The sequence below is a fragment of the Methanothrix sp. genome, from assembly GCA_029907715.1.
Taxonomy (GTDB): domain Archaea; phylum Halobacteriota; class Methanosarcinia; order Methanotrichales; family Methanotrichaceae; genus Methanothrix_B.
In genome coordinates, this window is sequence record JARYLI010000005.1 from 51051 (window position 1) to 64194 (window position 13144).

A 13144-nucleotide genomic window follows, 5' to 3' on the forward strand; every position below is an offset into this window, starting at 1 on the left:
GCGCGCCCTCCATGCACCGGCCAATCGACCAGATCCTCACCCTCCGCTCTGCTCGGAGCCGCTGCTCTCCCGGGCGAGATCCTCCATCGCCTGGACCTTTCCGATTATGGCAGCCATCTCGACCTCGAACCTTGGGTCAGGAGTCATCTCGTAAGCCCTGCCGATGCATTCGATCGCCTCCTGGAACCTGCCCAGCGCCACGAGTATGGTTGCCTTCGCCTCCAGGTCGTAGGCATCTCCGCCCCTCTCCATAACGGTCTCGTAGAGTTCCATTGCCTTCTCAAAATCACCACGTGCGCGGTGGACAAACGCGATGTTCCTCATGGCATCCAGGTTATCTGGATCGATCTCCAGTGCTCTGTTGTAGCACTGGAGCGCCTCATCGATCCTGTCCAGGTTGTACAGCGCAACTCCTTTGTTGTTCCAGGCATCCGAGCTGTTCGGGTTGATCTCCAGCGCTCTGTCATAGTACTCCAGGGCCTTTTCATGCATTCCTCGCTTCACCATGTCAATGCCTTTGTGTATGAGGATCTTCTCCTTGGTATGCATCCCGCTTCCCCCTACATGTAACCCTGGAGCTGGGATGATCTCTCAGGCTCCTTCGGCTTCCCAGGGCGCTTGATCTCCCCGAAGAGCTTCTCGTACTCCTTTATGTGGTTCATCAGCCACTCAGCAAGCTCCTTTGCCGCCAGCGGAGAGAGTATGACCTCAACCTCCATGCTCCTTTCGACCGCGCTCAGCTGCTTTCCGCCCTCTATGAAAGCTCTCGGTGAATCATTGTAGAATGATATCCTGAAATCGTACGGGCTGTGACCGCCAATGGCTCCTATCGCGTAGACCTGCCGGAATGCAGGGCTCCTTGTTACCTCTATAGAGACTTCCATGGTATTCCGGTAAAACATCTATATTAAAATAGGTGTTGAGACTGCGAAAAAACTGGGTGCGCTCGTGCACCAGGCACAGCTCTCTGCTGAGAGCATACGCCCTTTGTGCTGCTCTCATGCGAGCGCCGGATGTTGCGCATCCTGTCCGCACGATTCAAGCAGCACTTGTTGTGCTTTGCCGTTCATCGATTCAGGCCCTCGACAGAACCCCAGGCGCCATATGCAAAGGAAGCGGGTGAGAGGTTGGACGCAGATCCAGGGAGGAGACCCTCTCACCGGGTGTTATATGGCCTCTGGAGTTTATCCAGATATCTTGAGTATGGACAATTTTACTTACTTAAACCTTCCGGATGACGGTGCATCGAACAACTGGCAGCGCAGAAGAGATGCTCCGGGATAATATCGCGACATTTTTGGGCTCGAGCTGGAGGCAGAGGCAATCGATAGCCTTCGCCGGGATGGATGCTGTTGATCGATGGGATGCAGGTACTCACTCAGCCCCACATGCGCCGAAAGACTGATGTAGTGCGCTGAGACGCACTCAAAACCTTCCAGAGTCACAGAACAGGAACTCATATGCTGCACGCTCCGGATAAGATGGAGCTCTTACATCCTCAAGCCTCAGCTAAGGTTATATACATTAAAAACTTAATGATTAAGCATGAACTATGGCTACACGGGCTATGTGGCCACGCAGGGCTCTGACGAGGTGGATATCACCGATTTCCTCAGAAGTCTCGGATTCCTGGAGGACGAGATCTTCAGCGTTGTGTACGAGCTGAACTCATACAGAACGATACCCGGCACAACTCTGGAGAGATACATCCACAGAGTCGTATCATCCATAGTTGATGAGGAGAGATTGTCATTCCTCAAAGGGCTCCTGGTGGGAATAGCCATACGTCAGGTTGTCGATACGATCCAGGACGATGATGAGCCGCCGCTCAGTGATGAGGAGGCGCTGCTGCTGGAGGAGCTGAGGAGGCTCTCCTGATTGGGAATTCAGCACACAGACTCCGGTCTTCATGCCTGACAGGATTTCAAATGCACAGCATTTGACGGACCTGCGGCGCACTCGCCTGCTCCGACAGCTGCCATCGCGTGCTCGATGTAGCTGGGCTGAGGGAAATTCAGCCTGCCCTATCATTTGGCTTATCTTTTTGATCGTATTACAGATGAATATGTGCCATGTGTCTCCAAGCCTGCATGGTCCCGAGTTGCTGGCACAGAGGATTCATCTGCCCTAAGACAATTCAGAGATTCAGCAGATCTCTGTGTGCTTTCCTGCAAGCAAACAGCATCTCTCTGTAACTCGGGCTGTAATGCAGATGGCTCGTGCATCTGCAATCGGTGCATCCGAAACGCGCTACAGGGATGCAATTCACGCCGATCCTCCTGGCTGCCTCACATTCTAGATCCCTATCGGTTGCTGTGGTGATGACATCCCTCAAAATGACATGTGGAAGGAGATAATCGATATGCCAGCGGCGCGTGGCGTTCTCACCATTCATCACCGCAATATGGCGATTTATCCGCCTGAAGCCGCCCGGGCCGCGGGCAGAGCCGGTGTACGCGTAGTATCCTTCTGGAAACAGAATCTCGCCGAGAGAGCCAACTCTTATCCGGATCCCATGCTCCAGGTCCAGTATCAGGGTGTAGATGCCTCGCATCCTGATCTCCGCGTTCGCGTTCTTACACGCCGAGCGCGTTGATCTCATCGATCAGCTCGGCGAAGGCCTCAAGCTCTAGCTCTATGACCTCCTCCTCTGTCATCGAGATGCTCATCTCGCCATCGACTGTGAGCCTGTCCGGACCTCTCACTATCAGCCTGTCGATACCATCCCTTGAGAGCTCCTTTTTCACCTCCCTCTCATGCGCAAGCATTCTCCCCGGAATGACGACGGTCCTTCTGACCCTGGAGAGGTCCACATCCCTGAGATCGTCGATCGTCATGAGGCATGCTACGTCCTTCTTCGTGGCGATAACATTCACATCTCCACCCAGCGCGGAGAATATCCTCTCCAGCAGCGGAGCGGCTATCGATCCCGTGATGATCGTCGCAGATCTCCTCAGCTCCGGGAGGGATCTGAGCCTCTCGGTATTGTGGGACAGAGCAAAAGGCGCCTTCGTCTCCGGGTCCCAGAGTGGAGTTCCGGTTATCCTGATTCTGTATCTCTGATTCATCTCAGTAACAGTGTCCCTGAACTCCTCGACGGTGTGAACATCCTGCCCTGGGATGATAGGCGCATTTCCCAGTATCAATCCCTGCTCAGGATGGTTTGCGAACCTCATCAGGATCAGGCCCTTTGCTCCCATGTCCTCGAGATCCTGGCATGTCCTCTCAAGGACCTCCCTGTCGTTCACGCCCTTCAGCAGGACCGCTGCAGCATAGACATCACACCTCTCGCAGAATATCCTCAGGTTTGATAGAGCCGCCTCTGGATGCTTATCATGCATGTATTTCCGTCTCAGCTCAGGATCTGTGGAGAAGACTGTGAATGAGACCTCTCTGACGCCCGCGTCCACAAGCTCATCCGCCTCATCGCCCCGCTTGAAGCCCTTGCCGCTGGTGTACCCCAGATGTATCGGGACGCTCTTCTGACCGAGAATCCTCACAAGCTTCAGAAGATCCGGATAGCAGCTCAGGTCTCCACCACCGCTTATGGTCACCTTGTCCGGCGTGGCTCCATAAGAGGCCTGGGCGACATCGAACACCACCGCATCGATCGGCTTGAATCCGGGGTAGCCCTCGATTATGGCCCTGGTGCAGTAATCGCAGCCCTTCCTGAACGGAAGACAGTGCTTGCAGCCGAAGGGCGGAACCGGCTTCACGCCCCTGAAGTAGCAGTAGGTGCAGAAGCCACCGCAATCAATGCCGGGCCTGCCGCCAACATCTGCGAGTATCTCCATGAGAGCGAGTCTGTCCGGGAACATAAAAAGGTTGGCGATCGACACTGTCCTGGAGATCTACCCGACTGATGTAGCGGATGATCGGCCAGGTTCGAATAGACGACAAGATGTCTGGCCATCTGTGGTTGCAGTATCACCCGATACGGTATTCGAATCGACGAGTTCTGACGCATCCAACCTCGTGGATATCATGCAGCATTATGCCAGAGCAGTATTCCTGATAGCTGATAGCGTTCAGTTATTCGAGCCCATGATCCTCAACCCCATACGATCTGGCAAAGGCGATAAACAGTCTGGCAGATTACGAATGTATCGACTCCATCACAAAAAACCCATGCTGCAGGCATTTTTGCTACAATTGTTAAGATTAATCTTAAATAGTAGTATACTAATATTCCAAAATCGGTGATGGTATGATGAGATTTGTTTTAAGTAGTATCTGCATCACCCTTGTCCTGATATCATGCGCGTTTGCAGACGATGCCGCGATACAGGAGATTGGTGTCAGAGCTGCAGAGAAGGCGATGAGCGAGTTATCCTTCCAGAAAGGCGATGAGAACATACTTGTTTTGACGAATGCTGGTTACGCGATCGTCTCAGGCATGACCACCCAGAAGGCGCTGAAGGGAGTCTCAGAGACCGCAGGCTGCTCTCATGGCGACGGAAACCTCTTTCAGGTTCTGAGGCCGCACTGGAAGCCGCTGTGGTTCTACTTCTTCGATAAGAACAGCAAAGAGGCGCTGTATCTGGAAGTGAAGGCGGAGGCGCTCTCGATGAGTCTAGAGGGGTTGAAAGCTGCGTCGGATGATGCAGTCTTCTCAAAGATCTCAAAGGCAAATGTGGATCTCGATTACCTATTGAACAACACCGATGAAGGTAACAGAACTTTTAACGAGAAGATCTTCGATGGGAACGAGTTCTCGCTTGTGGGAATATCAAATGTGTGGGCCAGGAACGCAAGCTTCGACTTCATTCAGGCAGCTTCATTCCACGACCATCTCTGCCCCGGAGTCACCAGCGGATACATGATCGCGAAATACGTGGAGAAGGAGCTGCCGATAAACAGCAGCGCTGAGAGCTACAAGGTGATAGCAGTGCCTCCATGGTGCAAGGATGACGCACTCCAGATTCTCTGGGATGCGACGGTCGGAAAGAGCGGCATCTTCGTCATGGCTCTGACGGATACAGAGAAGAACGCGCTCAGGGCGAAGTACAACCAGAGCGACGTCGCAGGGATATTCGTTAGATGGAACGATACCGCAAAGCAGGGGGATGCGCTGGTTCTGAGCTTCAACTGGACTAGGATGTACGAGCTCACGGAGACGAAGGACTGGAAGGGCCCATCCTGGGCACCGAAGCTCGTGATGGATGTTCGCATGATGGACTACTGGGATGAGCCAGAGATCGCGGTGAGCGTTATAAAGAGATTCCAGGTTGACCAGAATATGCTGGCCCAGCTCCAGAACGCTGGCATGCATCCCCTGAAGGTTGCGGGAGTGATGTGAGGGACATAATCCCTCCTTTATATTTAGCAACTTTAATGACCTCTACCAATAAATACGACACTTTAGTTGCCAGATTAAATTGATGAGCCAGACTTGTTGCAAGCAATTTCATTAAAGATGTTATTCAATGACAAAGAATTCATATATGTAGGAAAAATTTCATATTAACTTGAAAAGGAGATGTAGAACATGAGCAGGTTGGTAAAGATCCTCTGCACTGCCATGCTGATATCGCTTCTTCTGCCGGCAGTTGCAGAGGAGATACCGGTATACACGATAGCGGACACGACCGGGGACTGGGGGTACCCATCGCCGTACCTCCACTACTCCAGGGGTCCCGGATATGTGCGGATGAGCTTCATCTTCGATACCTTGGTCTGGAAGGACCAGAACGGCTTCGTGCCTGCGCTCGCAGAGAGCTGGGAGTATCTGAAGGACGAGAACGCGTACATCTTCAATCTGAATCCGAACGCGAAATGGCATGACGGCGAGCCATTCACAGCGGACGATGTGGTCTTCACGATCAACTACATAAAAGAGCATCCGTACCAGTGGGTCGACAGCAGCACTGTGGATAGGGCTGAGAAGATCGATGATCACACGGTTAAGATCTACCTGGCGAAGCCCTACGCCCCGTTCCTGGACCAGGTCGCAGGTACACTGCCGATCCTCCCGGAGCACATCTACATCGATGTGACGAAGCCGGAGGATTTCCAGGATGCGAAGGCGCTTACAGGCACAGGACCGTTCAAGCTTGTCGATTACAACAAGGCCCAGGGCACCTATCTGTACGAGGCTAATGAGGATTACTACCAGGGCGCTCCGAAGGTGAAGCAGCTCAAGTTCGTCAAGCTGAGCGAGGAGATGGCAGGGCCGGCGCTGAAGCGAGGCGAGGTCGATGCTGCGGCTGTGCCTCCAGAGGTCGCTGAGGGGCTCAGGGGCAGCTTCGTGGTTCTCGAGGGCGCGCACGACTGGCTCGCGAAGCTCATGATAAACCACAAGAAGGAGCCGTTCTCCGATGTCAGGTTCAGACAGGCTCTTGCGTATTCCATAGACAGGGAGAAGCTCGTTGAGATAGCCCAGCGCGGGTATGGTGTTCCTGCGAGCCCCGGCCTCTTCGCGCCTGACAGCGAGTGGTACAATCCGGATGTTGAGCAGTATGCCCATGATCCGGAGAAGGCGGGCGAGCTCCTGAAGGAGCTGGGGTATGAGAAGAAGGGGGTCTTCTTCGAGAAGGACGGAAAGACGCTGGAGGTTGAGCTTCTCGTCACATCGAGCAATGAGCGCGCTGGCGAGCTCATAAAAAGAGATCTGGAGGAGGCGGGCATAAAGGTCAACATGCGCAGCGTCGACTCGAAGACTCTTGATAACGCGGTCAACGAGTGGAACTTCGATCTCGCGCTCAGCGGGCACGGCGGAATGGGCGGAGATCCGGCGATACTGAACAAGGTGATCACAGGGTCTGGCTTCAACAGCGCCAGATACGATAACCAGGAGCTGAGTGATCTTCTCAAGAGGGAGATCTCGGAGATGGATCCGGAGAAGAGAAGAGAGCTGGTGAACGAGATACAGGAGGTCTACGCGAGAGAACTTCCAGCGCTCCCGCTCTACTACCCGACCAACTACTGGGCACACGACGGGAAGGTCGATCTCTTCTACACAAAGAACGGCGTTGGGAGCGGCGTGCCAATTCCGCTGAACAAGATGGCCTTCCTGGCCTGAATTTTTTTTGGAGGTGGATGATGAAGATACTGATATGCGGCAAGGGCGGTAGCGGTAAGAGCACAGTTTCAGCTCTTCTCGCCAGGGAGATTGCTGGAAGGGGCACGAGGGTTCTTGTGGTCGATGCTGACGAGTCCAACTTCGGAATTTACAGGATGCTCGGCTTTGATCAGCCGAAAGACTTCATGGAATCCTTAGGAGGAAAGAGGGCGCTCAGTGAGAGACTGATGCGTTTCATCAGATCCGAACGGAGAGAGGCGCTGAGCATAATTCCAGAGGAGTTCCAGATAAAGGATATACCTCCGGAGGTCGTGGTTGGTGATGAGATGGTAAAGCTCGTCGCCATAGGCAAGATCCACAACTTCGGCGAAGGGTGCGCGTGCCCCATGGGCGCTCTCGCCCGGGAGTTTCTGGAGAAGCTCAGGACCAATGGAGAATATGTGATCGTCGATACAGACGCTGGAATAGAGCACTTTGGGAGGGGTGTGGAGACAGGCTGCGATAAGATCGTGGCTGTCATAGATCCATGCTACGAGTCTGTACAGCTATCTGAGAAGATAGCTGAGATGGGCGAAAAGATTGGAAAAGATGTGTTTTTCATCGTGAACAGAATCGATGAGGACTCTGAGGACATCCTGGATATGATCGACAGGGACAGGGTCATCGGCGTGATACCGAAACGTAAGGATCTATTCAGGGCAAGCCTGACCGGCGGAGCACTCCCAGAGATCGCGATAATGGGAGAGATCGCCGACAGGCTGATCAGATAGATGGAACAACATAGTATCTCCTTCAGTCACAAGCTCCGGTCTTCAGGTCGGGCAGTTGGCAGATGGGATGAATGGACATGGAGAGCGAGATGGTACTAAGACCCATTGGGGTGATCCACACCCCCTTCACCAGCAGGGCCGAGGCGCCGCACCAGGGCAGGGTCTCCAGAGAGATCTGCGAGATCGAGATCTTTCCCGAGTTTGAGGATGGGCTGATGGATATTGAGAAATGCACGCATCTCATAGTGCTTTACTGGCTGGACAGAGCAGACAGAACGAAGCTCAGAGCTGTACCGCCTCATGACGGCCGTGTCCATGGGGTCTTTGCGACACGATCCCCGGATCGGCCGAATCCGGTGGCATTCAGTGTCGCAGAGCTGCTGTCTGTGGATGGGAGAAGGCTGCAGGTCAGGGGCCTGGACGCACTCGACGGCACACCGCTGATCGATATAAAGCCGTACTCTCCGGGAATAGATTGCGTTCCGGATGCTAAGATCGGCTGGTGGGATGAGAAGCAGAGCGGGAAGTGAGAGTTCCTGGAGGATCCTCAAAACCGGAGCAGATTGAGAATAAATCGCGGCAGCATGCCTGGCATGGCTCTTGCCACGTTCAAAAAAGCATTCGCGCTCTTTTTCCACAGACCTCCAGATGCCAGCAGATCACGGCCGGAGAGGGAGAGAAAGAGCCGGTCGATCTCATCATCGCTCATCGATCTGAGACTCTCAAGCGATGCCCTTCCGAGAACGTATTCGAGGCCGAGCTCCCGCCACCACCTTCTGCTGTACTCTGAGAGGCGCTTCCCGGATGCATCTCCTGCCAGGGCAGCTCTGCCTGCAACGTCGCCGCATATCGAACCGGCGTGCATCGAGTAGGCTAGCCCGCTCTGGGCTGCAGCCCCGCCTGTGACCATTATACTATCATCAACAATCCTCCCCGGAAGTGCTGCGATCGGGTCGCCGCCCCGCCTGGTCTCCATGATCCTCATCTGCTCCAGGCCGTGATATGAGTCGGCTCTTCTTCTGATGAACCTCTTCAGGAACGCGTCCAGAAACATCTGAACGTCTCTCCCGTGGCGTCTCACAAAGACCCCCAGCGTGGCCATGTCATCGCCAGCGGGTGAGAACGTGGCCTTCCATCCCGGTGCTATGCTCCCCACCCAGTACTCGAACCGATCCTCCTCCCCGATGCCCGGATGGCGCACATCGACCTCGACAGCCCAGGCCACGTCCTCTGGATGACGCATGGTTTTGATTCCCAGAGATGATGCAATCCGAGAATCCACACCGGCAGCATCTATGACGATCCTGGCATCGATCACATCGCCGGAGGAGAGCGAGAGCTCCATGCCATTCGAGGATCTCGATACAGACCTGACCTCTGATTCGATGATCTCAGCACCGCAGTCGGCTGCTGAGTTCAGGTGATGAGCATAAAACCTCTTCCTGTCCAGGAAATGGCCTCTTGCATCGATCTCAAGGGTATGGCCTGATGGGGAGACGAGCCGCATGCCACTGACCTGATGAATGGAGAACCGATCCACATTGAGATATGCAACAGATGCCATCCCATCGAATACCGTGTTGGCATTCGGCACCGATGCGAGATCCCTGTCGACGAGCACGGTCCTCGCGCCGGTACGGGCAGAGCATGCTGCAGCAGAGAGCCCGGCGGGCGATGCGCCGACAATAGCAACATCAAACTTCACCCTTCTCATGGATCTCCCCCAGGGCATCTGTTCAAGCCGGATCATCTATGATCATCTTATTAGCATGATAAAAAAGCATCATGCATTCAGAAGCGATCTGCGTTGTGATCCCTCTGGTCACCATGCTTCATGGCTGTTTATACATTCATCGGTTATTCTGCAGACTCAGCGGTCGATCAGGCGATTGTGGAGCTTTTTCAAAAACCGGCATGCTCGGACGATCGTATCAAAAACTCATATCATCCAAAACCCGTACAGGAGCAGCCCCGTATGGGGCCATCGCGATTTGAACGCGAGTCACAGGACCCCCAGTCCTGTAGGATACCAGGCTACCCTATGGCCCCAAGACACAGGCTGGCTTGAGTTGGCCCAGCTGCAATATAAGGGTTTCCCCAAATATGACGGGAAACAGGTGGTGTGGCCGTCAGCCAGATATAACGTCTCAGCCCATGCACCTCAAAGCTGGAGTGTGTGAAACTCCAGGAGCGCCAAGGCAGAGCATACGGGTCGTGTACTTGTTTGATTGAACATCTTTTATACTTTCGTCAAATTATATTTGATTCAGTTATGTGTGTACTCGAATAGCCGAACTGGCCATCAGATTCTGCATGCATTGGCATAATGCCACATGAATCTCATAATGTCGCATGCTTCTGAATTCAATGATGCAAGTCACAATCGACACGGGTGCACAACTGCAGCGGGCGATCTGTCATGTTCAGCACGTTCAAATCCGGCGGATCTTCGAGGATGCATATGAATAAATGTTCCAAAGTGTATGGCCGGTTTGTCGTTACATTTTAGCGTCATCAAAAGCTCCATCCATGGTGCACCTTATGCGCTAATTTTAAATAGAGTTACCTACATTATCAATTAAAATAAACCTGATGCATTCATCAGGTTTGCCAAAGTGGTAAAGGAGGGTAGTGAAGAGAGTGGCGATTGGAATTTTATAATAATTAAACTGTATAATAAATTAGTACAATTTGTATAGCATGCAGAGCATCCTGAAGAGGTGTTATTCATGTCTGATGATGTGAAAATTATGGGAATGAAGGCTGAGTCAGGGCGCTGGATCCTTGTGATAGCTGGCCTTCTGATAGAGCTTTGTCTTGGTGCCATTTATGCATACAGTATAATAAACCCGCCGCTGAAGAAGTTGTTCACAGAGAACTACGGGCTGACTGTCAGCGCGACTGCCATGCAGATTCCGTACATCGTTTTCCTGCTGATCTTCGCCCTGACCATGCCCCTGGTCGGAAAGTACATAGAGAAGCTCGGGCCTCGGAAGGTCGGAATCGGAGGCGGCGTTCTTGTGGGTCTTGGATGGATTCTGGCGTCCTTCTCCACATCTCCCACAACGCTTGCGATATACTACGGCGTTATCGGCGGTCTCGGTGTGGGAATAGCATACAACTGCCCCATCACGACATCTGCGAGATGGTTCCCGGATAGGAGAGGGCTCGCTGTGGGGCTCACGGTTCTTGGTTTCGGCTTCTCTGCAGCCGTCACCGGACCGATAGCGGATTATCTAACCGCAAACTTCGGCGTGCTGAACATGTTCCGCTTCCTTGGAATAGCCTTCCTGATAATAACCGTGGTCCTTTCGACTGTGCTTGTGTTCCCACCCGCCGGCTGGACACCAGCGGGCTGGAAACCGCCTGAGCCAAAGGCTGGAGCCGCTCCAAAAGCAGAGTTCATGAGGAGCGAGATGACCAAGACCACGACGTTCTATGGACTCTGGATATGCTACACTATAGGCACACTTGCAGGGCTGATGGCCATAGGCGTCTCCAAGCCAGTTGGCCTTGAGGTTGCGAGCAACGCTGGCATGGATCAGGCGCGCGCCTCGGCGCTCATGACCAGCCTGATAATACCGTTCGCATTCTGTAACGGTGGTGGAAGGCCGATATTCGGATGGCTCACAGATAAGCTCACTCCCCCAAGGGCTGCGATGCTGTCGTTCATACTGATACTGCTGGCGTCTCTGCTGATATACACGAGCCCGGCGTCGATCTCAGCTTACACAATAAGCTTCGCCATCCTGTGGATGTGTCTGGGTGGCTGGCTGGCGATCGCCCCGACAGCAACTGCGAGCTTCTTCGGCACGAAGGATTACGCGCGCAACTATGGGCTGGTCTTCACAGCTTACGGCGCAGGCGCGGTCATCGGCAACATCATGGCAGGCCAGGCCAAGGATATATTCGGCGCGTACATCCAGGTCTTCCCGTATGTGGCTGTGCTGGCCGTCATAGGCTTCATTGTGGCCATGACGATGCTCAAGCCGCCAAAGCCGAAAACAGCATGACCTGTATCAACAAAAAGTGCATCACGCCCTGGAGATGTTCTGATGGCATCCCCGGGCGTGTCATATTTATGACCAACTGCTTTTCAGGGCGTTTGCTTCAGATGTAGAGGGCATATCCGGGCTCGACCCAGAGCGTGGTGGTCACGCCCCTCGGATAGTACTTGGGCTTTCCGTAGAAGAACTGGCCATCCCAGACCTTTATGAAGTGCTCCATGTTGCCCACGACCCTCAGGGTGAACGAGCCATCGAGAGGATCTCCGCCCCTTCCATCGGTTCCAACATACACATCATCCAGGTAGACATCATAGCCTCTCATTCCCGTGGATCTTATGATCACAACAGTATCGCCAGCCTGTGATGACGCCAGCGGCGCAGCCGGAGGGGCGTACACCTGAACAGCGCTCACTGCAGAGATGGCGGGAGCTGTCTGTTGGGGTATTTGCGGCGGGGCGGTTTGAACAGCAGGAACGACGTCTATGATGACGATGTTGCTCGGGATGCTGTTCGCTATGAAGAAAACCATGTTCCTTCCAACAGAATCTGCCCTGAAGTTCATCTCGTTGGGCCCTGGGAATATGGGGTACTGTCTGCGGTTGATCGTGTTGTTCGGGTATATCTCGTAGATGTCAGCCACACCATCAGCTGTGGAGTCTGCGATGAGCTTGAGCAGTGTGTTCACCGGGCATACAACGTACTGCGTCCATTTGTCAGGTCCGGCGATCCAGAGCTGGTTTGTTCCCAGCAGGGAGACGCGCGATACAAACTCCCTGTAGGGTATCGGCTCAGCTCCGAAGAGGTAGACGAGCTGCGGCTCATGCCCCCGTATCTCAATTCTCCGCGGCTGGCTCAGGCCTGATGTCATGGATACGGAGGAAGTGACAGAAGAGCTGCTGAAGTAGAACTGGCTGAAGAATGACATGCTTGCATTGTCGAAGTGATCCATCATCGAGAACGTCGTGTTCGAGCCGAATCCGGGAACGGTCATATCCAGATAGCTGTAATTCGCATCGCCGAAGAGTTCCTCCGGCGTTATCGAGGCTGCTGTGCCTGCGATCACGCCCGCAATCAGCAATACCATGATGAGAGATCTCAAATTTAACACCTCAGGAGACCGTTGATCAACGCATTATAAATCACTGAGCATCCTGTGGGACTCACATGAGCCCAACAGGATGCTGATATGGCAAGATGGAGATGCACTACAGCATGGGTGCGCCATTGATACCACATGCTTCCATCGCACACCTCATGGTCTCGAATGCCTGAACAGGCTGTCGGGATTCAGCATGCATTGGCACAATGCCACATGAATACCACAATGTCGCATGCATCTGAGCTCA

The 13144-nt window shown here is 53.6% G+C and carries 12 protein-coding genes and 1 tRNA gene; 6 read left to right on the top strand and 7 right to left on the bottom strand.

From position 1 onward, the window contains the following. Positions 1-36 precede the first annotated feature (36 nt). Positions 37-549, bottom strand: a complete 513-nt coding sequence (locus QHG98_04790) for a tetratricopeptide repeat protein (protein MDH7597048.1) — start codon at positions 547-549, stop codon at positions 37-39. 11 nt (positions 550-560) lie between these two features. Next, positions 561-884 carry a DUF3467 domain-containing protein gene (locus tag QHG98_04795; protein MDH7597049.1) on the bottom strand — a complete coding sequence of 108 codons (324 nt, stop codon included), beginning with the start codon at positions 882-884 and terminating at the stop codon, positions 561-563. A gap of 661 nt (positions 885-1545) precedes the next feature. Between QHG98_04795 and QHG98_04800 the strand changes: the two genes are divergently transcribed. Next, the gene (locus QHG98_04800) at positions 1546-1878 is read left to right on the top strand and encodes a hypothetical protein (GenBank protein MDH7597050.1); all 333 of its coding nucleotides are present in this window, start codon (positions 1546-1548) and stop codon (positions 1876-1878) included. Between the two features lie 259 nt (positions 1879-2137). Here the strand turns inward: QHG98_04800 and QHG98_04805 are convergent, their stop codons facing one another. Beyond that, positions 2138-2602, bottom strand: a complete 465-nt coding sequence (locus QHG98_04805) for a GIY-YIG nuclease family protein (protein MDH7597051.1) — start codon at positions 2600-2602, stop codon at positions 2138-2140. Continuing rightward, positions 2577-3794 (bottom strand): methyl coenzyme M reductase-arginine methyltransferase Mmp10, encoded by a 1218-nt coding sequence (mmp10, locus tag QHG98_04810; GenBank protein MDH7597052.1) that lies wholly within the window; start codon positions 3792-3794, stop codon positions 2577-2579. The genes QHG98_04805 and mmp10 overlap by 26 nt, the downstream gene beginning before the upstream one ends. 413 nt (positions 3795-4207) lie before the next feature. Here mmp10 and QHG98_04815 point away from each other — a divergent pair, with 413 nt between their 5' ends. The 4 genes from QHG98_04815 to tsaA all read left to right on the top strand — a co-directional run bounded on the left by QHG98_04815 (position 4208) and on the right by tsaA (position 8321). After that, positions 4208-5299 carry an FmdE family protein gene (locus QHG98_04815; protein MDH7597053.1) on the top strand — a complete coding sequence of 364 codons (1092 nt, stop codon included), beginning with the start codon at positions 4208-4210 and terminating at the stop codon, positions 5297-5299. A gap of 189 nt (positions 5300-5488) precedes the next feature. Next, entirely contained in the window at positions 5489-7021 is a 1533-nt protein-coding gene (locus tag QHG98_04820) for an ABC transporter substrate-binding protein (protein ID MDH7597054.1), read from the top strand. A gap of 20 nt (positions 7022-7041) precedes the next feature. Then, positions 7042-7791, top strand: a complete 750-nt coding sequence (locus tag QHG98_04825; GenBank protein MDH7597055.1) for an AAA family ATPase — start codon at positions 7042-7044, stop codon at positions 7789-7791. An 89-nt stretch (positions 7792-7880) separates the two neighbouring features. Continuing rightward, positions 7881-8321: a tRNA (N6-threonylcarbamoyladenosine(37)-N6)-methyltransferase TrmO gene (tsaA, locus tag QHG98_04830; protein MDH7597056.1), complete on the top strand. Its 441-nt coding sequence runs from the start codon at positions 7881-7883 to the stop codon at positions 8319-8321. Positions 8322-8338: 17 nt separating this feature from the next. Here tsaA and QHG98_04835 read toward each other — a convergent pair whose 3' ends face one another. Together QHG98_04835 and QHG98_04840 are read right to left on the bottom strand one after the other, a co-directional pair. After that, positions 8339-9541, bottom strand: coding sequence for an NAD(P)/FAD-dependent oxidoreductase (locus QHG98_04835; GenBank protein MDH7597057.1), 1203 nt, complete (start codon positions 9539-9541; stop codon positions 8339-8341). Positions 9542-9767: 226 nt separating this feature from the next. After that, positions 9768-9840, bottom strand: a tRNA-Pro gene (locus QHG98_04840). A gap of 680 nt (positions 9841-10520) precedes the next feature. Between QHG98_04840 and QHG98_04845 the strand changes: the two genes are divergently transcribed. Further along, positions 10521-11804: an OFA family MFS transporter gene (locus tag QHG98_04845; GenBank protein MDH7597058.1), complete on the top strand. Its 1284-nt coding sequence runs from the start codon at positions 10521-10523 to the stop codon at positions 11802-11804. 97 nt (positions 11805-11901) lie between these two features. Here the strand turns inward: QHG98_04845 and QHG98_04850 are convergent, their stop codons facing one another. Then, positions 11902-12882: a hypothetical protein gene (locus tag QHG98_04850; GenBank protein MDH7597059.1), complete on the bottom strand. Its 981-nt coding sequence runs from the start codon at positions 12880-12882 to the stop codon at positions 11902-11904. Positions 12883-13144 lie beyond the last annotated feature (262 nt).

Bases quoted from the DNA above. Each gene is read 5' to 3' on its own strand.
- tsaA (MDH7597056.1), top strand. From the start codon at position 7,881: ATGGTACTAAGACCCATTGGGGTGATCCACACCCCCTTCACCAGCAGG.
- QHG98_04820 (MDH7597054.1), top strand. From the start codon at position 5,489: ATGAGCAGGTTGGTAAAGATCCTCTGCACTGCCATGCTGATATCGCTT.
- QHG98_04815 (MDH7597053.1), top strand. From the start codon at position 4,208: ATGATGAGATTTGTTTTAAGTAGTATCTGCATCACCCTTGTCCTGATA.
- mmp10 (MDH7597052.1), bottom strand. From the start codon at position 3,794: ATGGAGATACTCGCAGATGTTGGCGGCAGGCCCGGCATTGATTGCGGT.
- QHG98_04835 (MDH7597057.1), bottom strand. From the start codon at position 9,541: ATGATCCGGCTTGAACAGATGCCCTGGGGGAGATCCATGAGAAGGGTG.
- QHG98_04805 (MDH7597051.1), bottom strand. From the start codon at position 2,602: ATGAGATCAACGCGCTCGGCGTGTAAGAACGCGAACGCGGAGATCAGG.
- QHG98_04795 (MDH7597049.1), bottom strand. From the start codon at position 884: ATGGAAGTCTCTATAGAGGTAACAAGGAGCCCTGCATTCCGGCAGGTC.
- QHG98_04800 (MDH7597050.1), top strand. From the start codon at position 1,546: ATGAACTATGGCTACACGGGCTATGTGGCCACGCAGGGCTCTGACGAG.
- QHG98_04790 (MDH7597048.1), bottom strand. From the start codon at position 549: ATGCATACCAAGGAGAAGATCCTCATACACAAAGGCATTGACATGGTG.
- QHG98_04850 (MDH7597059.1), bottom strand. From the start codon at position 12,882: ATGGTATTGCTGATTGCGGGCGTGATCGCAGGCACAGCAGCCTCGATA.
- QHG98_04845 (MDH7597058.1), top strand. From the start codon at position 10,521: ATGTCTGATGATGTGAAAATTATGGGAATGAAGGCTGAGTCAGGGCGC.
- QHG98_04825 (MDH7597055.1), top strand. From the start codon at position 7,042: ATGAAGATACTGATATGCGGCAAGGGCGGTAGCGGTAAGAGCACAGTT.